Annotated in this window: 21 protein-coding genes and 1 pseudogene; 9 read left to right on the top strand and 13 right to left on the bottom strand. The window is 64.5% G+C overall.

The genetic code is table 11. The features are described 5' to 3' along the window. Positions 1-81: 81 nt before the first annotated feature. Complete coding sequence (locus EZI54_RS11640; protein ID WP_423226997.1) at positions 82-1,908, bottom strand: ABC transporter ATP-binding protein; 1,827 nt, start codon at positions 1,906-1,908, stop codon at positions 82-84. A 202-nt stretch (positions 1,909-2,110) separates the two neighbouring features. Here EZI54_RS11640 and EZI54_RS11635 point away from each other — a divergent pair, with 202 nt between their 5' ends. Beyond that, the gene (locus tag EZI54_RS11635; protein ID WP_242674437.1) at positions 2,111-3,553 is read left to right on the top strand and encodes a hypothetical protein; all 1,443 of its coding nucleotides are present in this window, start codon (positions 2,111-2,113) and stop codon (positions 3,551-3,553) included. 258 nt (positions 3,554-3,811) lie between these two features. On the opposite strand, the gene EZI54_RS11630 is transcribed toward EZI54_RS11635, so the two are convergent. After that, positions 3,812-5,266, bottom strand: a complete 1,455-nt coding sequence (locus EZI54_RS11630) for a rhomboid family intramembrane serine protease (RefSeq protein ID WP_131482054.1) — start codon at positions 5,264-5,266, stop codon at positions 3,812-3,814. 166 nt (positions 5,267-5,432) lie between these two features. Here EZI54_RS11630 and EZI54_RS25080 point away from each other — a divergent pair, with 166 nt between their 5' ends. Together EZI54_RS25080 and EZI54_RS11620 are read left to right on the top strand one after the other, a co-directional pair. Further along, positions 5,433-6,158, top strand: a complete 726-nt coding sequence (locus EZI54_RS25080) for an OmpA family protein (protein WP_242674436.1) — start codon at positions 5,433-5,435, stop codon at positions 6,156-6,158. A 119-nt stretch (positions 6,159-6,277) separates the two neighbouring features. Then, positions 6,278-6,688, top strand: a complete 411-nt coding sequence (locus EZI54_RS11620; RefSeq protein WP_131482053.1) for a copper resistance protein NlpE — start codon at positions 6,278-6,280, stop codon at positions 6,686-6,688. Positions 6,689-6,698: 10 nt separating this feature from the next. Here the strand turns inward: EZI54_RS11620 and EZI54_RS11615 are convergent, their stop codons facing one another. The 6 genes from EZI54_RS11615 to EZI54_RS11590 all read right to left on the bottom strand — a co-directional run bounded on the left by EZI54_RS11615 (position 6,699) and on the right by EZI54_RS11590 (position 11,506). Continuing rightward, on the bottom strand, positions 6,699-7,100 hold the full coding sequence (locus tag EZI54_RS11615; protein WP_131482052.1) for an MAPEG family protein: 402 nt from the start codon (positions 7,098-7,100) through the stop codon (positions 6,699-6,701). Positions 7,101-7,164: 64 nt separating this feature from the next. Continuing rightward, positions 7,165-7,407 carry a GlsB/YeaQ/YmgE family stress response membrane protein gene (locus tag EZI54_RS11610; RefSeq protein WP_123634625.1) on the bottom strand — a complete coding sequence of 81 codons (243 nt, stop codon included), beginning with the start codon at positions 7,405-7,407 and terminating at the stop codon, positions 7,165-7,167. Positions 7,408-7,540: 133 nt separating this feature from the next. Continuing rightward, on the bottom strand, positions 7,541-8,257 hold the full coding sequence (locus EZI54_RS11605; RefSeq protein ID WP_131482051.1) for a lysophospholipid acyltransferase family protein: 717 nt from the start codon (positions 8,255-8,257) through the stop codon (positions 7,541-7,543). Positions 8,258-8,364: 107 nt separating this feature from the next. Continuing rightward, on the bottom strand, positions 8,365-8,655 hold the full coding sequence (locus tag EZI54_RS11600; protein ID WP_131482050.1) for a DUF6316 family protein: 291 nt from the start codon (positions 8,653-8,655) through the stop codon (positions 8,365-8,367). A gap of 83 nt (positions 8,656-8,738) precedes the next feature. Further along, positions 8,739-9,398 (bottom strand): class GN sortase, encoded by a 660-nt coding sequence (locus EZI54_RS11595; RefSeq protein ID WP_131482049.1) that lies wholly within the window; start codon positions 9,396-9,398, stop codon positions 8,739-8,741. Then, positions 9,395-11,506: a marine proteobacterial sortase target protein gene (locus tag EZI54_RS11590; RefSeq protein ID WP_242674435.1), complete on the bottom strand. Its 2,112-nt coding sequence runs from the start codon at positions 11,504-11,506 to the stop codon at positions 9,395-9,397. Before EZI54_RS11590 ends, EZI54_RS11595 begins: the two co-directional genes overlap by 4 nt. 186 nt (positions 11,507-11,692) lie before the next feature. On the opposite strand from EZI54_RS11590, the gene pdsR reads away from it, so the two are divergent. The 3 genes from pdsR to EZI54_RS11575 all read left to right on the top strand — a co-directional run bounded on the left by pdsR (position 11,693) and on the right by EZI54_RS11575 (position 14,980). Then, positions 11,693-12,394, top strand: coding sequence for a proteobacterial dedicated sortase system response regulator (gene pdsR / locus EZI54_RS11585; protein WP_131482048.1), 702 nt, complete (start codon positions 11,693-11,695; stop codon positions 12,392-12,394). Between the two features lie 6 nt (positions 12,395-12,400). After that, positions 12,401-14,455: an ATP-binding protein gene (locus EZI54_RS11580; protein ID WP_242674434.1), complete on the top strand. Its 2,055-nt coding sequence runs from the start codon at positions 12,401-12,403 to the stop codon at positions 14,453-14,455. An 81-nt stretch (positions 14,456-14,536) separates the two neighbouring features. After that, on the top strand, positions 14,537-14,980 hold the full coding sequence (locus tag EZI54_RS11575) for a DUF4124 domain-containing protein (protein ID WP_165495737.1): 444 nt from the start codon (positions 14,537-14,539) through the stop codon (positions 14,978-14,980). Between the two features lie 9 nt (positions 14,981-14,989). Here EZI54_RS11575 and EZI54_RS11570 read toward each other — a convergent pair whose 3' ends face one another. Beyond that, positions 14,990-15,709 carry a spermidine synthase family protein gene (locus EZI54_RS11570; RefSeq protein ID WP_131482046.1) on the bottom strand — a complete coding sequence of 240 codons (720 nt, stop codon included), beginning with the start codon at positions 15,707-15,709 and terminating at the stop codon, positions 14,990-14,992. A 157-nt stretch (positions 15,710-15,866) separates the two neighbouring features. Here EZI54_RS11570 and EZI54_RS11565 point away from each other — a divergent pair, with 157 nt between their 5' ends. Next, the gene (locus tag EZI54_RS11565) at positions 15,867-16,511 is read left to right on the top strand and encodes a hypothetical protein (RefSeq protein WP_131482045.1); all 645 of its coding nucleotides are present in this window, start codon (positions 15,867-15,869) and stop codon (positions 16,509-16,511) included. Positions 16,512-16,560: 49 nt separating this feature from the next. Here EZI54_RS11565 and EZI54_RS11560 read toward each other — a convergent pair. Further along, a pseudogene (locus tag EZI54_RS11560) lies at positions 16,561-17,088 on the bottom strand (DVUA0089 family protein); the annotation flags it as partial. A 335-nt stretch (positions 17,089-17,423) separates the two neighbouring features. Between EZI54_RS11560 and EZI54_RS11555 the strand changes: the two are divergent. After that, the gene (locus tag EZI54_RS11555; protein WP_131482043.1) at positions 17,424-18,731 is read left to right on the top strand and encodes a DUF3422 family protein; all 1,308 of its coding nucleotides are present in this window, start codon (positions 17,424-17,426) and stop codon (positions 18,729-18,731) included. On the opposite strand, the gene EZI54_RS11550 is transcribed toward EZI54_RS11555, so the two are convergent. Together EZI54_RS11550 and EZI54_RS11545 are read right to left on the bottom strand one after the other, a co-directional pair. Continuing rightward, entirely contained in the window at positions 18,732-19,700 is a 969-nt protein-coding gene (locus EZI54_RS11550) for a threonine/serine dehydratase family protein (RefSeq protein ID WP_131482042.1), read from the bottom strand. A 52-nt stretch (positions 19,701-19,752) separates the two neighbouring features. Further along, positions 19,753-21,063 (bottom strand): MFS transporter, encoded by a 1,311-nt coding sequence (locus EZI54_RS11545; protein ID WP_131482041.1) that lies wholly within the window; start codon positions 21,061-21,063, stop codon positions 19,753-19,755. A 273-nt stretch (positions 21,064-21,336) separates the two neighbouring features. Here EZI54_RS11545 and EZI54_RS11540 point away from each other — a divergent pair, with 273 nt between their 5' ends. Then, positions 21,337-21,741, top strand: a complete 405-nt coding sequence (locus EZI54_RS11540) for a DUF4332 domain-containing protein (RefSeq protein ID WP_131482040.1) — start codon at positions 21,337-21,339, stop codon at positions 21,739-21,741. Between the two features lie 25 nt (positions 21,742-21,766). Here EZI54_RS11540 and EZI54_RS11535 read toward each other — a convergent pair whose 3' ends face one another. Continuing rightward, positions 21,767-22,864 carry a right-handed parallel beta-helix repeat-containing protein gene (locus EZI54_RS11535; RefSeq protein ID WP_131482039.1) on the bottom strand — a complete coding sequence of 366 codons (1,098 nt, stop codon included), beginning with the start codon at positions 22,862-22,864 and terminating at the stop codon, positions 21,767-21,769. Positions 22,865-22,887: the final 23 nt, after the last annotated feature.

Raw genomic sequence — 22,887 nt, 5'->3', positions numbered from 1 at the left:
TATCGCATTGATTTTGGCGACTTCAACCGCGGCCATATGAATATTCAACATAACCGCGGTGAATGCCATCAGGCACACCTGTCAGTGCTGGCGGTCACCGTAGAGCTGGGCGTAGAGCCCCTGCCGGGCGATCAGTTCGTCGTGGTGACCTTCCTCGATGATGCGTCCGTCCTCGAACACGTAGGCCCGGTCCGCCTGCTTCACGGCACTGAGGCGGTGGGCGATGATCAGGGTGGTGCGCTGTTTCAGGAAGTCTTCCAAGGCCTGGTGCAGCTGGTACTCGGTTTCCGCATCCAGCGCCGAGGTGGCCTCGTCGAGGATCACCACCGACGGATCCGACAACACCATGCGGGCAATCGCCAGCCGCTGGCGCTGACCTCCGGACAGGCGTACACCCTGGCGACCGATGCGGGTTTCCAGACCGTTCTCCATCGCCTCGACGGTGTGGTCCAGTTGGGCAATCCGCAGGGCATGCCAGAGTGCCTCATCGCTGTGTTCGCGGCCCATGGTCAGGTTCTGGCGCACGGTGTCGTTGAACAGCGCCGGATGCTGGAGCACCGTCGCCACATGCTCGCGCAGGCACTCCAGGCCGATGCGCTGGACCGGCACGCCACCGATCAGGATCTCGCCCCGGCTGGGTGTGTACATGCCCAGGATCACCTGCACCAGGGTGGACTTGCCGCCACCGCTGGCGCCGACGATGGCCACTTTCTCGCCGGGTGCCACGTCCAGGTTGATGTGGCGCAACACGTCTTCCTCGCCGTAGCGGAACGAGACGTCACGCAGGGTCAGGCTGACGGTGTGGCGGTTCCGGAACGGATTCTCCAGCGCCGGATAGCGCGGTTCCTCCTTCAACTGCAGCAGGCGATTGATCCGCGCCAGGGCCGCGTTGGCCGCGTAGTAGGCGTACTGCATGTTCAGCATCTCCTGCACCGGCGTCAGCATGAACCACAGGTAGCCGAAAATGGCGAACATCATGCCGATGCTCAGATCGCTCAGCAGCACGGTGATCATGGCGGCGGCGCGAAAGCTGTCCACGCCGAACTGGAACAGGGTGAAACTGGCGCGGGTGGCCGCATCGCTGCGCCATTCGAATTGCACGGCGTGATCCCGCACGCCCCGGGCCCGGTCGATCAGGTGCCGCAGGTAGTGCCCCTCACGGTTGGCCGCACGCAACTGGTGGATGGCGTCCAGGGTTTCAGTCAGGTCGCCCTGGAATACCTCGTAGGCGCTATTCTCCCGCCGCTTGAGCTCCTTCACCCGCTTGCCGATGAGCATGGTGCAGAAGATCACCAGCGGGTTGAACAGCAGGATCAGCAGGCCCAGCTCCCAGTGCACCCAGAGCAGCACACCCGCGGTGCCCAGTACCGTCAGGCTGGCCACCAGGAAGCGGCTGATGGTCGTGCCCAGGAACTTGTCGATGGTGTCCAGATCGGTGATGAAATGCGCGGTCACGGCGCCGGAGCCCAGGGTTTCATACTCCGACATGGCAATGCGCCCCAACCGGCCCAGCAGGCGCTCGCGGATGCGGAATACCACGTCCTTGGAAATGATGGAAAACTCCCGGGACTGGGCCACGTTGAAGGCCAGCGCCATCATCCGCATCAGGAACGCCAGCAGGACCATCACGGCGATGTAGACCACCGGCGCCTGCCAGCTTTCCGGCAGCACCGCGTTCATCGCCGGCAACACCGGGCCCGGCTTGTCCAGCAGCACCTCGTCCACCAGCACCGGCAGCAACAGGGGCAAAGGCACACTGACCAATGTCGCCAGCACGGCAATGATGTTGGCCCGCACCAGGCGGCGCCGGTGGGTCAGGGCGAAGCGGGCGATCTGGCGCCAGGTGTAGGCTTCTCGAGGGCCCGTCGCGGCCGCCACGGACCGGAGATCGGGTTGGTATCGGGTCAAATAGTGCCTCCCGCGCCCGGCGCGGCCTGCATGTACCGGTCGGGCAAGAATGTGTCGTCTGTCCCTGTATTCTAACGGAACGACGTCTCCGGTCGCGTCCGCATTTTTACGAAAAGCCAACATCCCGGCCACTGCGGGTGCTGGTGAGGTCCTCCGGCATCTGCCATGATTGTCGGCCAGATCAACCAGTTAGCAGCGCGACGTGAAACACTACTGTCATTACCATCCCAACACCGCCGCCAAGTGGCACTGCAACGGCTGCCAGCAGGACTACTGCCTGGCGTGCATGCCCGACGCCGATACCCATCGCCGGCACGGGACCTGCCCCCATTGCGGCCAGGTGATGCGTTACCTGGGCGCAGCGACGCAGGTGGAACCGTTCTGGAACCGGATTCCCGCCTTTTTCCGCTACCCGTTCCATTCCGATCCGCTAATGGTGGTGGGCATCTGTACGTTCGTGCCGCTGCTGCTGGATCGCAACCTGGTCGGCTTTGCGGTCTGGTTGATATTGCTGCTAGCCCTGCTCAAATACACCTACGCTGTGATCCGGCACACGGCCGAAGGCCATATGACGCCACCACCGCTGGCGACCGCCTTCACCGGTTCCGGATTCATCGTCGTGCTGCTGCAAGTGGTGGTGTTTTTCCTGATCGGCGGGCTGTTGTATAGCGCTGGCATGGTGGGCGGCTGGGCGCTGTGGCTGGTTGCTCTGGCCTTCGTGATTCTGGTACTGCCGGCCAGCATCATGATCCTGGGTATGGAGCAGTCCCTCGGGCCGGCGGTGAATCCGGCCCATCTGATTTCACTGATCTCCCGGATCGGCTGGCCGTACTTCGTTCTATACGGGCATCTGGTCCTGATGATGCTCGCCAGCGGCGCGATCCAGGAATTCGCGATGAATCATCTCTCGCCGATGGTGGCCCAGCCCCTGTCCGGCTTTATCGGCAGTACCTTCATGCTGATTTTCTTCCACATGATGGGTTACCTGCTGTTCCAGTACCAGGAGGAGCTGGGCTTCGCCAGTGACCTGCAGGACGACGAGGTCCTGCGCCGGGAACCGGACCGCTCGCTGCGGATCGACGCCGACATCGACATGAACCTCAAGGACGGTAACTACGAGCGGGCGCTGAGTCTGATCAAGTCCGGCCTCAAGAGTGACCCGAACCATCCCCAGCGCCTGGGCCAGCTCTACCGGCTGCTGGTGGCCATGAACGATGACCGCGAGCTCTACCAAGCCCATCCAAGGCTGTTGCAGTGGCTGGCCGACCAGCGCGATGCTGAGGGCTTGGCCGACTTCCTCCAGCGGCTGGAAAAGGTGGAACCGGGTTTCCGGCTGGATGATCCGGCCCTGGCGGTGGCCTGTGCCCGGGTACTGAACCATTACGGCCAGCATCGTGAGGTGTTGCGTGTGCTGCAGGACTTCCACAAGCGTTTTCCGGACAGCGAAGCCTTGGCACCGGCCTATCTGTTGGTGGCACAGTCCCTGGCCCAACTGGGCCAATGGGAAAAGGCCACCGCCTTCCTCACCTTCATCCAGAAACGCTGCACCGGCCACAGCCTGCACGCGTCGATCGCCACCTACCTGGAGCAGGCGCGCAACCAGCAGCCCCTGCGCGGGCCGGCAGCACAGTTCGGGGCAGAATAAGGCCACTGCGCCATTTCCCCCAGGACGTCGGTTGGGCTGACGCAGGAAGCCCAACAATGAGCGGGCACCGGACGTTCCCGTTATCGCGGGCATGCTTGGAGTATGGGTTCCCCAAAACCGGCTGTGACCATTGGATTGGATGAGATTGGCCGCAAACCCGGTTTGTTGGGCTTCCTCCGTCAGTCCAACCTACGATACGGGCCGCCGCTGGCGAGGCTTTTGCTGCCGCCTCGGCGTGGACCGTACGGTTTGGGCCGACTAGGCCCCCAACCGCCCCAGAAGGTCGCGGTAGTGACGGGCCTTGGGCGTCATCTGCCGTTTCTCGAACTCCGCCGCCAGCAGGCGGCAGGCTTCCTCCGCCAGCGTCCGGTCTCCGGTCGCCCGCAGGCGCTCGAAGACCCGTTCCGCCGTTTTCAGGTCGCCGCTGCGCAGGCCGGCGAAGAAAACCCGGTTGTGGTCTTCAGCCGATAACGGGTGATGCGGCTGCCCCTTGCCCTGGTATTCCTGCCAGACCGCCAGCATCCGTTCCGGCTGGTGCTGGGCCTGGGTCACCTGCATCAGCTCCCGGGCCCGGTCGCGGTAGGCTTCGCTGTCGGGCCGCAGCTTGGCCAGCTGGTACAGGTGTTCGAGCAGGACCAGCCGCTGCGGATACCGCTTCCACAGGGCCTCGAACTGCAGTCGGGCCTGTTCGAAATCCAGCGCGCCGATCCGCCCCATCGCCTGGCTGTAGGCGCTGCGGAAACGCTCTTCCTGTTCGTCCTCTTCCGGTTCGAAGAAGGTCTCGCGCGGCTGCAGCCAGCTGCGTCCCAGCAGCCACACCAGGCCAGCCCCCACGGCCAGACCGCCCGCGTGGGCGATGTAGGCCACGCCGGTGGCCCCGGCGAAGAAGTGATCGTAGATTTCCTTGCCGATCCAGACCGGCAGCAGGGCCAACGCCGGCGCCCGGAAGTAGTCGAAGTAGACCCCCACGAAATAGAAGAAGCGGATCCGCTGGCGTCCGAACAGGGCCACGTACATCCCCATCAGCCCCGCGATACTGCCCGAGGCACCGATCAGCGGTAAGTAATGCCCCCAGTTGAACCCGGCCCAGACCAGCCCCGACACAGCGCCGCAGAACAGGTAGGCCAGCAGGAACTTGACCGGCCCCAGCGCCCGCTCCACCGTGAAGCCCAGCATGAACAGCACCAGCAGGTTACCGATGATGTGCATCCAGCCGCCGTGCAGGAACTGGTAGCTGATCAGGTCCGCCAGCGACAGCTCCGCCGGCACCACCCCCGCAGCCAGCGCCGAGGTCTGGCTGACCCAGTCGGTCTGGATGGGAATCCGGTGTTGCGACCAGTAACTGCGCTCCTCCGTCGACCAGATCACCGACTGGTGCTGCAGCAGGTAGTGGTAGAAATCCGCGTCCATCAGCAGGACATGGGCCAGGACGACACGCTGGTCCTGGGCCATTAGATCCTTCACGGTCCCCAACCGTGACGTCAGGCCGGTCTCGCCCTCCAGCCGGATACGGCGTTCTAGGTAGGTTTCGTAGGCCGGTGCTTCCAGCCGATCCAGGTCGGCATCCAGGTACTGCGCGACGGCTCCGCCCATCCGGCGCCCGTCGCCGGACTGGTAGAACAGGAACACCAGCAGGCAGGTGAGCATGATGCCCAGGGTCATCCAGGGGGGACGGCGCCAGTCCACGGCGCGTTCGACGGGAATAATCAGCATAGTACGTCCATGGCTTCGGACGGCCGCAGCGGGGCCTGCCCGATTTCATCACATTTCATCCGTTCCGGTCTGCTTTTTACCACAGCGGTGCCAGATTATCGCGCTGAAATAGACCCTGAGAGACAGAAACGGGCCTAGTGTCCCAACCGACGATCAGGAGTTTTCCATGCCACAGCGTTTGTCACATCCCCTCCATAAAGTCCGCATTCAATCGGACGCGGGTCGCTGGCGGTTTACCGCGGGCGCCTTGCTGATCGGTGCCATCAGCGGCTGCGCGTCCAGCGGCGGGCCGGAAAACGACGCGGCCACAACCGCCTCCGCCCAGCCGCCGGTGGCCGACACCCGGCAACACATCGACCAACGGCCAATTGCGGCGCAATCCGCAGCCGACAATAGTGAGACCAAACCGGATGACCGCATCGCGGATGCGCCTGAGGAAAAAGATATGACCGTTCTCGTACTGGACAACCCGGAACTGATGGCCCGTGCGGCCCAGGTACACAACAGCGACTCACAGGTGAACCCGATGGACGAGAGCCCGCGCAAACCGCACCAGATGAAGTTCCACTTCGGCTTCGACAAGCACCGCCTGTCGGAGGAAGACCAGGCGATCCTGCGTCAACACGCCGCCTACATGAAGGCGCATCCGGAAGTGACGGTCAGCATCAACGGCCACACCGACAGCCACGGACCGGAAGAATACAACGCCTTCCTGTCCCGTCTGCGTGCCAACAGTGCCGCCAAGATCCTCAAGAGCGAGGGCATCGACGAGAGCCGCATCGAGGTGGTGGGCTGGGGCAGCCGCAAACCGCTGACCAACCCGGAGGACAGCGCCGCCAACCGTCGCCTGGACCTGCAGTACCACAGCGAGCAGATGGCCAAGGCCCAGTAAACGCTTCCGTGCCCATTCCCATCCGGCGTGTCGCCTGATACGCCGGATTGAACCATCCCGTCGAACCTGCGATTCTTTCCCCTCGCCAGACCCGCTACCCCCTTGCCAAGGAAGCGCCCATGCGACTGTTGACGCTCAGTGCCCTGTTGACCACTGCCCTGCTGACCGGTTGTGCCAGCCAGGCACCGGTGACGGAAAGATCGCCCTACGGCGTCTGGGAAGGCACGCTGCCCTGTGCGGACTGCCCGGGTATCGAAACCCGCCTGACGCTCTACCGGGCTCCGGACACCTACACGCTGACCGAGACGTACCTGGAGCGCAACGGCGATACCACGCGGCGGGAGGGCCAGTGGGAAATCCTGCCACCCACCGACCCAATGGATCTGGGGCGCATCAGCCTGCAGGGTGAAAATGGCCAGGTGGTTCGGATGTACCGCCGGCTACCGGAAGGGGGTCTGGAGATGCTCAACCGCGACGGCGAGCGCATCCAGTCGAAACTGAACTACACCCTCCGCCGCAAACGGCTCTGAGGATCAGGGGTTACAGGGAAACCTGGACCACGTTGAGCAGGGTCAGCGCGGCCATCACCAGGACCGCCAGCCAGGTGAACAGCGTGCCGAACATGCGGCCCAACGCATAGCCGCCACGGCTGCGTATAAAGCCCCAGGCATGCAGCAGGCGGCCCACAACGAACAGCATGCCGACGAGATAGACGTAGATCACGTAGACACCGTTCAGTTCGCCCAGCGCCATCAGGATCAGCATGATCGGGGCGTACTCCACCAGGTTGGCGTGGGCCCGGATCGCCACCTCGATATCCTTCTGCCCGCCATCGCCGATCCCGACCTTGAGCTTGCGGCGGAACAGCGACACCCGCAGGGCCAGGAACAGCATCAGGATGGCCGTGATGGCGGCAAAGACTGCAGTAACCGGTACGATCATTCTCCAGGATTCTCCAAGATGTCAGTGACGGAGCCCCGAACAGAGGCCGGGGCTCCCGGATGGTTCACGCTTTCTTTATCGCGCTGACGATCCACAGTAGTACGATGGCGCCTACCGTCGCGGTCACCAGGGACCCGATGGTGCCGTGGGACGACAGCCCCAACAGACTGAACAGGAAGCCACCGATCAACGAGCCGACAATACCAATACCGATGTTGGCGAGTACGCCGAAACCCCGCCCTTTCATGATCAAGCCGGCCAGCCATCCAGCCACGCCACCAATGATCAGAAACAGAATCAGATTCATCGCATCACTCCCTTTTGCCACTCTGCGGCCGGGTTCGATGCCCCGGCGGCGCCTTGCCGCCCCATGCGGCAATCCCCCACATACCGAAGGAAAATAGCTGGGAAGTCAAGCAGTCACGGTTCTGGAAAAGACCCTAGGCTGACGTCTCAGTTCCCATCTCGTGGATGGCCTGGCTCATCTCGTGATGGCAGCGGGCCATCAGCTCGGCAATGTCACCGGAACAGAGGTCATGGGTCTCCACCGGCGGCAACACCCGCAGCCGCACCGGGCGACGCCGGCCGAGCAGCCCCCGGGTTTCCGGGCGATAGGCCTCGGCACACACCATGGTGATGGGTGCCTTGGCGGCGATGGCCGCGTGAAAGGCACCTTTCTTGAACGGCTGAAGGTGCTCGCCGTGACTCCGGGTGCCTTCCGGGAAGATCCACAGGCTCTTGCGCTCCCGGGTCATGGCCCCGGCCGTCGTCTGGATGACGGCCACGGCACGGCTGGAGCGCTTGCGGTCGATCAGGATGTTGCCGCCCAGCCAGAACACCTGCCCGAAGAAGGGAATCCAGCGCAGCGACGCCTTGCCGATAGCGACGGTGCGCGGTGGCAGCAGGTCGCCCATCAGGAACAGGTCATCGTTGTGCTGGTGATTGGCGATGATCACCGTGGGCCGGTCCAGGGGCATGTTTTCGTAGCCCTCCAGCGGCCGTGCCAGACCCAGCAGGCAGCGACCGGTGCGGGCAACGGCCCAGCCCAGGATACGGGTGTTATCAGGATTGAACGGCCGTGCCAGGCACAGGATCAACCCCAGCAGGCAGAGAACAGGCACCGACAGCCAGGCCAGCAGTGCTCGGAGAAAACGCATCGGGACAGACTCCACAGCTTACCGGACGGCGCACACCTGTACGCCGGGTCGCATAGGATATCGATCCGGATTGCCGATGGGAACACTTCCCCGGCCCTGCGGGCCCGTCAGGACAGGAGGCGGGCCATCTCCCGGCACTGCTGGCAGTGCGCTGCGGTGCACGTCTCATAGTCGTGCAGGACCACGCCGTAGCTGTAGTCGACGGCGGCGCCGCGGCGGTGGGCATCCACATCCTCTATGTAGGCCCTGGCCGACTGTTCCGCCTGCTCGAAAGACTCGAACGGTCCCAGCGTGGTTTTTTCCCGCGTGGTGAAATACCAGCGCCGCCCGACCGCAAAATAGCGGCTCGACCGGGGCGGCAATGGCCCGTGCTCTCCTTGCCGTTTCTGCAGGAACATGACCCTGTCTCCTTTGGGAGCCTCCGACTGGCTCATCAGACTGAATCCAATGTGAGCCGGAATCCCATTTTTGTCAAACAGTGTCAAAATCCTACGCTGGCAGAGGTCAATAGATCACTTCCGGACGGGATTTTCGCCGGCTTCCGAATGGGTCGAACGGCGACGTGCCCGTCTGTTTCCAGCCCGGCCAGATCCTCAGCTTCGATCACGTAGCGCAGCGGCCCGTGAGGATCCAGGGCATCGAACGGGTAACAGGTCACCAGAATCAGGCGGTTGGTGCCATCCGGCCGGAAATCCAGGCGCGACTGCCTGGAATCCACCACCCGTTCATTCACCACCCGGTACCGGCGCCAGTCCCCGTCGAGTCCCTGCAGGGCCAACCGGTCCCCCACCCGGATTTCCTGGAGGACGCTGAAATGGGTATCGCGGTGGCCCGCCAGGATCACCGTGCCGGGCTGGCCCGGCAGCGCCGAGGCCGTAACATGGCCCGGCCCGAAGGCCAGGCTCTCGCCGCTGGTGCCGGCCAGGACCACCAGCGGTTCGTTGTCCTCCGGCAGACGCAGACGTCCCACCGGCCAGGTGTCGGCCCACGGCCAGGGGCGGGTCCGGGCCTGCTCGGCCTGGCTCTGGGCCCAGGCCATGTTGAGCAGTTGCTGGGCCAGCTGGGCTTTCAGCGGAATCCAGAGGCCCGCCACCAGGGTGATGGCGGCGGCAACCGTCAGGGTCATCAGCAGTCGCATCATCCGAACACCCTCCGCCGGGCCAGGAACACGCCGAAGGCCGGCATCAGGCCCGCCAGGCCGATCAGGATCAGCAGGGACGACGGAGTGGCGGTCTGCGGGTAACGCAGCATGCCCGGAGTACTGCCCGCGGGCAGCAGGGTGGGGACGGACTCGGCTTTCAATTTATCCTCCTGCGTGCGAACCGGCGTCTGGTCCACAGCCACGAAGCTGGTGTAGGGCGTCACCAGACCGTGGGCGAGCGCCAGCGGCGTGACTTGCGCGCGGATATCCGCCTCCGGGGTGCCGTAGATGCGCTGGTCGCTGATCTGGTCGATCTGCTGACGGGCCCAATAGCGATGCAGGCCCTGACCGGGCGCCGCCGAATCCAGCGACAGCGATCGTTGCCAGGCCGTACCGTCCGGCAGTTCTCCGGACAGTTTCAGCTCGCCTGTTGCGGCCTGGCCGCGAGCCACCAGCACCAGCGGCTCACCCATGAACAGGTCGCCCGGCCGTTTGGGAAAGGCCGTCGGCTGGCCCGGCCAGGACGCCGTGATGTTTCCCAGGACCGGCGCTGCCATGCGATCGAGCAGACGCCCCAACTGACCGCCCATCTCGGCGCTGCTGCCCACGGCGGTGAAGGTGCCCCGCCCGAACCGGGCCGCTTCGCGCATGAAGTGCATGTTGGGCGCCGAGCCGATGCCAACGGTGAACAGGCGGGAGTTCCCGAGCTGGTCGTGGATCTGCTGGAACAGGGCCTGCTCGTTGCCCACCGCGCCGTCGGTCATGAACAGCACCTGGCGGACCTGTGGGCCGGACGATTCCCCGTCAGGCCCCTGGTGGCGCAAGGCCAGATCCAGGGCCGGAGCCATTTCGGTACCGCCGTCGGCGGACAGGTTGGCCGCATACTGGCGCGCGGCCCGCAGTGAGTCCGCACTGACCTCGCGAGCGCCGTTGAACAGGGCGGAGGTGGTGCTGTTGAACTGGATGATGTTGAATCGATCCCCCGGTTTCAGCGTATCCAGGCCGGCCATCAGGGCTTCACGTGCCTGGCGGATGGACTCGCCCGCCATGGATCCCGAGGTGTCCACCACGAAGATCAGCTCCCGTGACAGCGACTGCCCGCCGTTGAGACCGGGCACGACCATCGCCAGCAGGTAGTCTTCGCCGTCGAAGCGTTCATGGAAGACGGCGGCGGAAGGCGTCTGCTCCCGCTTCGGCCGCCAGCGCACGACAACGTCCCGGTCCATGGCAACGCCGTCGCCCTTGGGACTGACGTCCACCTGCGAGCCCCGCCAGACGGAGTCCAGCGCATGACTGGGGCTGACCACCTGCTCGATGGGCAACCCGGCGTTCAGGATCAGGTGCACCTGGGCGCGGTGGCTGCCCGCCGGGACATCACCGGGATTGACGGTGTAGGGGCTGATGGCGCCGGCATCCGGCACCTCCGTGGTGGGCACGGCCCAACCCTGTTGCCAGGCGACCGGCTTCGGTTCGTCCACCATTGGCGCGCCAGGCATGTAGCGCGGCGTCAGGGTGGTGGGCAGGCGCAGGCTGAATTCGCCATCCCGGTAGGTCACCCGCTGCTGGTAGCGCAACTCGACGGTGACCGTCTCACCGGGCGGGATATTGGCCACGCGCGTGGTGAACAGGTTGGGCCGCTGCTGCTCGACCTGGGCGGCCTGCTTGCCCTCGGATTTGGCTTTCTCATAGGTCTTGCGGGCGTCCTCCCGGGTCTCGATCTCGCCCACGATCACCCGCTCGCCGATGTGCAGGCGCATGGCGTAGACGCTGGCCTTCTCCGGCAGCGGGAAGACGTAGGTGCCTTCGCGCCAGTCGTCGCTGGTGTTGCGAAAAGTCTGCTTCAGGCGGGTATCGGCCAGCAGGGCGCTGACATTGACGCGGTAATCGGTGTTCAGCGCCAGGGCCGTTTCGATTTGCCCCGAGGGCGTGACCAGTCGCAGCTCACCGGTACCGGGCGCCTCGCTGGCCCGCGCCGCCGCCGATTGCAGGACAAAAAACAGCGCCACCGCCAGCCACAGGCTGATGCCTTCCATGAAACGCAACAGTCGTGGGCGGGCGATTTTCGGCGATGACAGGCCACGGGTTCGCGGCAATGACGGATTGTGCACAGCTCGTCCTCTTTCCGGGTCGGTTTGGGACCAGTAAATCGTCCGGGAAAGGCAAAGCCGTGGCGGAAAATCGCCGGAATGCGGGCCAATCGTGATCAATTGTGGCAAATGGACCGTCAATGCTTGCGAGGGCGCGCGGGCGTGTTTAAATACCCGTCAGTATTCAGGGAGCAGTGAGCCGGAGTTATGAAACGCCATATCGTGCTTGTGGAGGATGAACCCGCGATCCGGGAGAATTACCGGGACGCCCTGCAGCGCCGGGGTTACGAGGTGACGGTCTACGCCAGTCGCCCGGCGGCCCTGGAGGGCCTGAAAGGGCCCCTGCCCGACCTGGCCATTATCGATGTGGGCCTGGGCGAGGAAATCGAGGGCGGTTTCGACCTGTGTCAGGCCCTGCGCCAGCGTTCGGCGCTGCTGCCCATCATTTTCCTGACCGCCCGTGACAGCGATGCGGATTCGGTCGCCGGCCTGCGCCTGGGTGCGGACGACTATGTCACCAAGGACATGAGCCTGGACCACCTGTTCGCCCGCATCGCTGCCCTGCTGAGGCGGGCCGACGCCTGGGCCCAGAGCAGCCAGCAGGCCGACGAGATGCTCCGGCGGGGCCGGCTGGAACTGAACGTCGACCGCATGACCGCCGAGTGGAACGGTCAGCCGGTGGAACTGACGGTGACCGAATTCTGGATGCTGCACTCGCTGGTCCAGCATCCGGGCCATGTCCGCAGCCGCACCCAGTTGATGGAGGCGGCCAACACCGTCCTCGACGACAACACGGTGACCTCCCACATCAAACGCATCCGGCGCAAGTTCCAGCAGACCGATCCGGACTTCGATGCCGTGCAGACGGCCTACGGCTTCGGTTACCGCTGGAACGCCCATGAATCCTGAGCCGGCATGGTCCGCCTGACCCTCAAGCGCCAGCTGCTGATCGCCTGCCTGCTGGTGCTGTTGATCCCCTGGGCGGGCCTGCAGTTCGTGCTGGAGCTGGACTCGGCCCTGCGCGCCCAGGCCACCGAGCAACTGGCCCGGCAGTCGGCCCGGCTGCAACACCTGATCGAGAACGACCGCGCCAGCCTCAACGCCCTGCCCGCCCCGGACCAGCGGCTGCTGTACGCCCAACCCCTGAGCCGCGCCCTGTTCATCGACGGTTACGGCGACGACTGGCCCAGCTGGGACGAGGACACGGATTCCGCCTACGCCAGCCCGATCTCGGCGCAGGACCCGGTGCAATGGCGCGCGGCTGTGGATGACCAGTCCCTGTACCTGCTGATCCGCGTGCGTCAGGCGCCGGGCCGCTATTTCAACCCCGGCGATCCCGAGGCGCCCCATGCCCACCTGCGCCTCTACCTGAACGACGACGGCCACACCATCACCCGGGAAATCCGCACGCCGGCCCCCGGCCCGGTGGTGGGTGCGGCGCCCCAGGGTGGCCCGGGGGACTACCGGGTCACCGGCGTATGGCAGGCCACGGCACAGGGCTACCAGGTGGAGTTGTGCATGCCCCGGCCCACCCTGGACAGCGAGATCGGTTTTGAAGTCTGGCACCCGGACGCCAGCCTGAGCGACGGCTACCGCGTGCTGGGCCACATGGGTTACGACGCCGGCCATCACCTGCCGCACCTGCTCTATCCACTGACCGTCCTGGGCGGGGAGATCCAGCCGCTGCTGGGCTCGGGCCAACGGGCCCTGTTGCTGCACGACAAGGGCTGGGTACTGGTGGACAGCCAGGGACCGTCGCAGGAGGACACCACGGATTTCGACAGCCTGGGTCCGGGCCAGATCGTCGAACAGATCGCCCTCAATGGCCTGCGCGCGCTGCTGCGTCGCTTCCAGCCCGACCCGGCGCCGCTGCCGGAAGCCGCGCCCCGCTACGCGGTAACCACCATTCCCGAGCAGGGGCTGGTGCGTCATGGTGACGAGGAATCCGCCCTGGTGTACCGGCGCACCCTGACGACGCCGTCCGGCGCGCCGGTGACACTGGTGCTCGAGCAATCGCTGAAGGACATCCTGGCGCTGTCCGGCGATACGCTGGGCCGTGTGATTGTCCGCAGCGTGCTGTTCGTGAGCCTGCTGGTGTTGACGCTGCTGGGTTATGCCAGTTGGTTGTCCTGGCGGATTACCCGGTTGCAGCGTAGCGTGGCCGCCACAGTGGACGCCGAGGGCCGGCTGCTCAAGCGGATTCCGGAAAGCCGCGCCGGTGACGAGTTGGGGGAACTGTCCCGCCAGTTCAGCCGGCTGATCGACAACCTGCACGGCTACACCGACTATCTGGAGAGTTTCGCCCGCCGTCTGTCCCACGAGCTGAAAACCCCGGTGGCGGTGGTACGCTCGTCGCTGGAAAACCTCCGTCACGACACCCCCGATATCGCCGGATCGCCTTACATTGACCGGGCCAACCAGGCTACCGACCGCCTCAGCCAGATCCTCCAGGGCATGAGCGAAGCGGCGCGACTGGAAAAGAGCTTCGAGCAGGTCGAGCGGGAAACCTTCGACCTGGCCGACGTCGCTGCCCAGGCCACGGCGGCGTACCAAAGCCTGGATCCGGATCATACGATTCGCTACGAGGGGCCAACCTCCGGCTGCCCGGTTGTCGGGTCTCCCGAGCTCCTGGTCCAACTGCTGGACAAGCTGGTGGACAATGCCCGGGATTTCACCCCAACCGGCGGTCTGATCGAGGTGCGCCTGGAAGACCGGGACGCAGTCTGGCACCTGCAGGTCTTCAATGCCGGAGCGCAGCTGCCGGCCCACCTGACCAGCGAAATCTTCAGCCCCTTCGTGTCGCTGCGGGAAGGCCAGCAGGATGGCCACCTGGGGCAGGGTTTACAGATCGTGCGTCTGATCACCGACTACCATGGCGGCCACATCAGCGCCCGCAACGTCAGCGATCCCGACGGCGTGGTGTTCGACCTGCTCCTGCCGCGCGGCACAGCCAATCAACCCGCCGCCTGACGGGCAGCGGATCGATCTTTCTGGTAGGCTGGCGGGCTCAATGAACAACCAATGCCCACGGATCGGGCAGGAGAATGCAGGATGCGCAAGTCCCTTCTGGTGCTCATGTTAGGCATGGGCACCTGTCCGGCGGTATCCGCCGCTATCTATCAATGTCAGGGTCCCAACGGCCAGGTGGTCTTTTCCGACTCGGTCTGCTCCGACTCAGCCAGAAAAGTCGAGGTCAACCCGGTCACCACCGGTGGCCGGCTGGATATCGGCACCGACGTCGAAGTCTGGCAGCCTACCCATCACGCCAAGCGCAGCCCATCGACCGATGGCTGTGATCTCGGCTACGTCCAGTCGACCCAGTTACGCACCTGGCGGGCCCGGCGGCAGGTCAAGGCCGGCATGAGCGCGCACCAGTTGCGCTACGTGCTGGGGGATCCGGATCACCACGAGGGCCAGTGGTGGGTCTACGAGCGCCGCGGCAAGGAAACCGGCCGCTACAGGGTGCGCGGTGGCTGCCTGGTGAGCTGGCGCTGACCCGACGACTCAGGCCGGCTTGCGGGCCAGGTAGACGGTGTTCGACGATTCGCCGTTCTGGAACGGATTGAAGAAGCTGACGACCTTCGCCTCAACACCCGTGAAGACGGCCCCCAGATCCGCCATGAAGGCCTCCGCCGGCGGCTCGTTGGACCAGACCGCGAAGAGACCACCCGGCTTGAGCTGCCGGCTCATCAGGCGCAGGCTGTCCGGCTGGTAGAAGCTGGCGTTGCCCTCGTCCAGAAAGTCGCTCGGGGAATGGTCGATGTCCAGCAGGATAGCGTCGAACTGGCGCCCGGGTTGCGACGGATCAAACCCGCCCTCGACGGCCAGGTCAAAGAAGCTGCCGTTCACGAAGCGACAGCGATCGTCCCGGTTGAACACGGCGCCCAGCGGGACTTTTTCCTGCCGGTGCCAGCGGATGACCGGTTCCAGCATTTCCACCACGAGCAGTTCACCCACCCGCACGTCGCGCAGCGCGGCGTCGGCGGTATAACCCAGCCCCAGACCGCCCACAACAACCGCGAAGTCATCGCCCGTCAGCGCGCCCAGGCCCAGGTCCGCCAGCGCCACTTCGGCGTCCACGAACATGCTGGACATGAGGAATTCCTCGCCCAGCTTCACTTCGTAGATATCGCGGTCCCCCAGCGCCGGAATGCGCCGGCGCCGGAGTGTGATCTCGCCGATGTCGGACGGCTGGCTATCAATCTCTTCGAAGAGTACGCCCATCTCGATGTCCCCGTTAAATAGCCCTACAGACTACCATTCATAAACCGGGAAAGCCCTTCAAGCGGGGGCAGGCTTGAAGCCAATCGCCGGGAGGCCCAAGCTGGGTCCTTTCGAACACGGCTCCGGTAGGGAGACCAACAGCACAGGGAGGGCGCCCTTGATTGACTGGCTCAACCAAAACAGCGGCGTATTACAGGTCATCACCAGCGTCTGTACGCTGGCCATCTGGCTGTTCTACGCACAGCTCCTCTACACAACCTACCGGCGGGATACCCGGCCGCGCCTGCTGATCAACAAGGGCGTGGGCAAGGACGACCTGGGTTCCCCCTGCCTGATCTGCAACATGAGCAAGGAGCCCATCTTCATCCAGTGCCTGGTGGTCGAGCTGGAAACGTCGGAAGGGGTCTTCTGCACCACCGCCACCGATCCCGACGAAAGCCTCGACGATGACGAGAACCGCAAACCCGTCCGCGAACGCACGCGGCAGGGGCCGCTGCACAGTGGCGCCTGTATCGAGGTGAAGAGTTTCCGGGAGTTGATCGAGCGGGCTGCGGTTGCCGGCGGTGTCCAGGTGGATGACGGCTTACCCCGGGACCGGGAGGTGGACTTCCTGTCACTGCGGCTGACCATCATCTCCATCTACGGACCGGAAGACCACCCGTTCGGTGCAGCACGGACCTTCAGCCTGGACTGCAGCGATGTACAATGCCCACAGATCCAGCCGATGTCACTGGATACCGAGCGCCTGACCTCGCGCAAGGACAAGCGACAGGTCGAGCAGTGGCTTTGGGAGTATATCTAGGAAGATGCTGTGAGCGAGCTGGCGTCCTGTCACGCCAGCTCGCAGGGACTCAACCGCGACGGGCGCGACGCAGTCCCAGGCCCAGCAGACCCAGCCCCAACAGGGCGACGGAGGACGGCTCGGGAACGGACGCCGCATCGTCCGGGTTGGAAGCGCTGTCGACGCCGTCCAGCCAAAGGCTCCAGTTCGGACCCATGCCCTCGTGACTGGCGGGCTGATCCCATTCGGCCAGGGGAATCGGATCCAGGCCGTCGTATGCGAACCCGTCGGACAGCATGTTGCCTTGCGCCGCGTTGTTAAAGGTGGCGATGGTAAAGATGTAATTCCCCGCCGCCAGGCTGCTCAGTGAAAACCCTGAGTCATAGCTGGTCTGGGTCGACGGATTGATGCCACTGTTGTCGTCGTTTTCATCAATCAGTGACCCGTCTGCATTCCAGAGTGCCGTGATCGGATCAAAGTTGATTCCCCCCTGATACGAATCCGTCCAGATGCGCACGTCGTCCGCGTCGTTATCGAGGGTGAAGTAGGTGTAGACGACATCGTTGTGGTATTCGATATTACCGGTGAAGTGGATCGTTGCAGCGCCGGCGTTGGCCGCCAGCAGGCATCCAGCCAATAGCATTGCTCCCTTGTACATAATCGCTCCTTAGTTTCGGCATTCGTTCCATACAGGGTTGCCCATCAGGGACGCCCCCATGTAGCAAAATACGATCCATAAACCGCTTTACCCTCCTGAATCAGCACTTTTACCTGAAAAAATCAACGGAACATCCTCAACCTGAACAAGATGTGTGAATTTTTCCGACACACCTTTATGCGCACCAGCGTACGCCCATCGTCTCCTTCCCGCCGCCATCGCTTTGGCCTATGGTTCTGACAGGACCGCTGTAAAACCCATTGAGGAACATTGTCTTGCACCCGTCACTCGGCCGGCTCGACCTGCACCCACTGCGCGATGAGCTCTATAACGAGCTGCACTCACGGCCGTTCCAGGTCCTGAGCAGCCCGGCGCGGGTCACCCATATCGCGTTGCTGACCACACCGGGCCGGCGGCGCGAGCAGTTCCGCCACCTGCAGCACCTGCACCGGCTGCTGGGATTCGAGGCGCCGGTCCACGAAGTGGGCTGCTATGAGAAGGATTTCGGCACCCTGCGTATCCGCCGGGAGATGCACCTGGAGTTCGCCTCCTATACGTTCACCAGCCAAGCCGATCCCGACGCCGATCCGTTTACGTCGACCGGCATCACCCACCTGCCCAAGGGCTGGCTGGAACAGTTGCAGGGGACCGTGGTTGCGGCGTTCCACCTGGATGTGCAGCAGGTCGCCGGCGGCCCGGACGTGGATCTGGCGCGAGTGCGCCCCTGGTTCGAGGACCTGCGCCTGGTGGGCAGCAGCCCGCAGGAGGGGGCGGCGCGGATCTGGGGCACGTTCCGGCTGCACAGCGACGGCTTTGGCCGCTTCATGATCCTCAACCACCACATGTCCGACAGCCAACTGGGACGGCTGACCCAGCGGGTGATGGAAATCGAAACCTATCGCCTGATGGCGCTCCTGGCACTGCCCCTGGCCCGTGACATCTCACCCCGACTGGCGGACATGGACCAGACCCTGGCGGACATCACCCAGGCGCTGGCCGATAACGCAGATGTCGACGAACCGGCCATCCTGGCCCGGCTGACCGACATCGCCGCCCGCATCGAGGCCTTCCGCGCCCGCTCCACTTTCCGTTTCACGGCGACACGCGCCTATCACCAGCTGGTCCTATCCCGCCTCGCAGCCCTGCGGGAGGACGAGTTGAGCGGTCACCTGACCCTCACCGAGTTCATGACCCGGCGCCTGACCCCGGCCGTGGAGACCTGCCAGTCCGTGGGCGAACGACTGGAAGACCTGTCCCGCCGCGTCGACCGGGCGTCAGAAATGATGCGTACCCGGGTGGAGTTGGCGATCCAGAACCAGAACCGGGAGCTGTTGAGCTCCATGGACCGACGCTCGAAAATCCAACTGATGATGCAGCACACGGTGGAAGGACTGTCGGTGGTGGCCATCAGCTACTACCTGATCGGCCTGCTGAAACTGGGCCTGGACGCCGCCCACGACAACGGCTGGGCGTTTAACAAATCGCTGGTGCTGGGGATCGCGATTCCGGTGGTCCTGGGCGGCGTTTTCCTGGGGGTCCGGCGGATCCATCACCGCTTCCTGAGGATGGCGCGACACCAGTAATCAGTCGGTCAGACAGCGATCGACCTGATCCAGGTCCAGGTTGGCACCGGTCAGCACCAGCACGGTATCGCCCGTTGCAGCCGGGAAGCGATGCTCGATCAATGCCGCCAGGCCGACGGCCGCCCCCGGCTCCACCAGCAGATGGCCGCTGGACAGCAGGTGCCGCGTCGCCTGACGAATGGATGCCTCACTGACGGTCAGGATGTCGTCCACCACCTTCCGACTCGCGGCGTAAGTGTTCTCACCCACCGCCGCCGGCGCCAGGCTCGCCGCCCAGGTGTCCACCCGATCCAGTGCCGCGGCGGCATCCTGGCAATCCCAGGCATGCCGCATGGTCGGCGCCCCGGCCGGTTCCACACCGATCAGTTCGATCCCCGGCCGCGCCGCCTTCAACGCCAGACCCAGCCCGGAAATCAGACCGCCGCCGCCTATGGGACACAGCACACGACCGATATCCGGCCCCTGGCGCAGCAGTTCCAGGCCGACGGTACCCTGACCGGCCATGACCCGTGGATCGTCGTAGGGGTGCACCAGCGTCAGCCCGGATTCATCACGCAGGCGATGGCAATGAGCCACCGCTTCCTGGATCGTGCCCTGGACGATCACCTTTGCCCCCAGCGCTTCAGTACCGCGGACTTTCAGGGGGCTGGAGCCTGCGGGCATCACCACGGTCAGCGGGACCTCCCGCATCGCCGCCGCCCAGGCCAGTGCCAGGGCATGATTGCCGGCAGAGACCGTCACCAGCCCCTGGTGCAACTCTTCCGGCTCGGCCGTCAGCACCCAGTTGAGCGCGCCGCGGGCCTTGAAGCTGCCGGTGCGCTGCAGGCTTTCCAGTTTGAGGTGGAGCGGCGCTCCCATCACGGCGTCCAGGTCGGGCACCTGAAGCAGGGGTGTTTCGGACAGGTAGGGCCGGATGCGGGCTTCGGCCTCGTGGACGGCCCGGGCATCCGGAATGGCGGTGTGAGTCATAGGCCCTCCGGAGTCATGCATATCGCCAGACTGAACCCTCCGGCAACGGGTATCAAGCCGTCGCCGCTGCCTTCACGCGTTCGGCCGAGGGGACGGTCAGCATCAACAGGAAGCCGATCAGCAGGAAAGCCAGGATCGTGGCCATGCCCCAGCGCTGGCTGCCGGTCAGCGCCGTGACCGAGCCCACCAGCAACGGACCGGCAAACGCCGTGGCCTTGCCGGAGAAGGCAAACAGACCAAACATCTCCGTCTGCAGGTGCTCCGGCGCCACCCGGGCCAGGTAGGAGCGGCTGGCCGACTGCAGCGGGCCGACAAAGATCCCCAGGATCATGCCCCAGGCCCAGAAGCCCGCTACCGAGTCCACCACCAGGATCGCCAGCGCACTGGCGCCCAGCCCCACCAGCGACAGCAGCACCGTGTTCCGACCGCCAATGGCGTCGTCCACCCAGGCAAAGCCCACCGCCCCCAGCCCGGCGGTGATGTTCAGGGCAATGGCGAACTGCAGCACCTGGGTCTGCTCCATCCCGAACGTCCCCGCGGCATAGACGCCACCAAACGTGAACACCGTGGCCAGACCGTCGGTGTAGATCATGCGTGCAATCAGGAACCGCAGGATATGCCGGTACTGGCGCACGTGACGGATGGACTCGGCAATCTGGGCGAGACCGGCGCGAACGGCCCGTCCGGCGGGCATCCCGGTGGGCGGTCGGTCCGGCGTCAGGAAGAAGATGGGCAGTGAGAACACCAGGTACCACACCGCCACCAGCACGAAAGTGGCCCGCACGTGTTCCGCCTGCGCCACATCCAGCCCCAGCCAGGCGCCCTCCGGCTCAATGAAGGCATACAGGGCCACCACCAGGCTCAGCACGCCACCCACATAGCCCAGTCCCCAGCCCCAACCGGACCAGCGCCCCACGTGATCCGGCGTGGCCAGCTCCGGCAGCATGGCGTTGTAGAAGATAAAGGCGAATTCGGCGCCAAGGATCCCCAGGCCCACCCAGATCGCCGCCGGCCAGAACTGGTCGGCGCCCGGCGTGATGAACCAGAGCATGCCACTGGCGAACACGCACAGCAGGGTAAACGTCACCAGCCAGGGCTTGAGGCGACCGGACTGGTCGGCAATGGCCCCGAGAATCGGCGCCAGGACCGCGATGAACAGGCCGGACACCCCCACGATATTGCCCCAGGCCTCGGTGCCGGCCACGTCGTCCTGCACCACGGACTGGCTGAAATAACGGGCAAACACGAAGGTGAGGATGATGGTGAAGAAGGCACTGTTGGCCCAATCGTAGAAGGCCCAGGACCAGAGGGCGCGCCGACTTCCGGCGGTGGGTACAGCAGTCGGACTGACTTCGGATGGCATCGCAATTCCCTGGCGGTGCGGAGTTTTTTTCGGATTGCAAAGCAGACTAGCACTGGCTTCCGGCAAAGGGCCAGTTACCGTCCCGTTACGGCTGCGATGACTTTTCACTTTGGCCGCCGTCGACTAAATTGAAGGAGCGGCATTAGGCCAGATCGAACCACTGGTCTCAAGGTCACCCGGCTGCCCGGTTTACGGCCCGGCGCGAAGCCCCGCCCGGTGCGGCCGGTTTGCGGACTGTCCGCACAGTCCGGCGACTGCTAGGGGAGCGACACGATGAGCAAACTGTCCGACATTGAAGGGATTGGCGACACCTACGCCAGCAAGCTGGAACGGGTCGATATCCATACCCTGGCCGACCTGCTGAAGGCCTGCAGCGATCCCAAGGGACGCCGCACCACCGCCCACCAGACCGGCATCAGCGAGAAGCTGATCCTGGGGTGGGTGAACCGGGCGGACCTGGCCCGGATCAACGGCATCAGCACCCAATATGCCGATCTTCTCGAATACGCCGGCGTCGACACCGTACCGGAGCTCGCCCAACGCAAGGCGGACAGTCTTCGCGCGAAAATGGTTGAGGTCAACGACGAACGCAAGCTGGTGCGCCAGTTACCCGGGCTGAGCCAGTTGGAAGACTGGATCCAGCAGGCCAAGACATTACCCCGGATCATATCCCACTAAACAGGCACTGGCCGGAGCTTCTACGCTAACGGGCTCCGGCCTCCGTTCGACTGACCGTTTCCACCGATTTACTGCCGTCGTAGGCGAGGCAACGCCCATACTGCTCCCAGGCCGGTTCATGGTTGGGGCTGGCCACGAATATATCCCCCCGGGAGACATTCGGCGGCGACGGAAAGTCCTGGCAGTTCGCCGCCTTGTCCACAGCCACCTGATAGCCGAAGCGGTTGTGCTCGAACCGGTTATCCACAAAGGTGTTGTCCCGACTGAAACTGTTGTCCCAGCACAGGACCGGGTCACGGTCCCGAACGGAGCAGGTCAGGAAAACACCCGCCCCAGCGTTGTTGCGGATCACATTGTTCTCGAACCGGTTGTGCTCGGCATCCGCCAGATAGAGGCCATGGGAGCCGTTGCCGGCAATCACGTTGTTCCGGATTTCACTGCCTTCCATGAATTCCACGGTAATTCCCGCCGCCGTGTTGTTCTCGATGGTGTTGCCGATAATCCGCGTCGGCCCGGCCCGGTTCAGGGAGATACCGTCCCATTCGGCACCGCTGACGTGATTGTTCTCCATCAGCACGTTTTGGCTGTGGTACTCCGTGAGCAGGCAGGCGCTGCGGCAGTCACTCAGCTCCAGGTTGCGCAGCGTGATCTGCTCGCCGCGGCGGACAATCAGGCCACTGTTGCTCAGGTACGGCAGATCTGGCCGGAATTCGCTATCGCTGTGGCCCCCGCCGTGAACACCCATGCCTTCCACCGTCACCTGGTTGATCGGGTGCCGGGGCTCCTGATGATAGGCATCGCCCAGGACCAGGACAGGGCTGGAGACCCTGGAGGCCATTTGCAGGATCGTCTTGTCGGGGCCGGCCCCTTGCAGCGTCAGGTTGCTGCGTTCCAGGGTGACCATGTCCTGCAGGTGAAACGTGCCGGCATCGAGACAGACCGTTTGATGGCTCCCGTTATCCGGCAGACCGTCCAGGGCCACCTGTAGATCTTCACCTGGCGTGACCCTGCGATTGCACGCATCTCCGCTATCGGCCCAAGCCAGTGAGTCCAGGGCAATCAGGGCCAGCAGGATCAAAACAAACCGTTGGCCGGTCTTTCTGATTGCGCCGGCATCCGCCATCGCGGCACACTCCTTTGATTACT

Source organism: Marinobacter halodurans (assembly GCF_004327985.1).
Lineage (GTDB): Bacteria > Pseudomonadota > Gammaproteobacteria > Pseudomonadales > Oleiphilaceae > Marinobacter_A > Marinobacter_A halodurans.
Note: the sequence above shows the minus strand (reverse complement) of the source record. Positions and strands in the feature narration are given on the sequence as shown.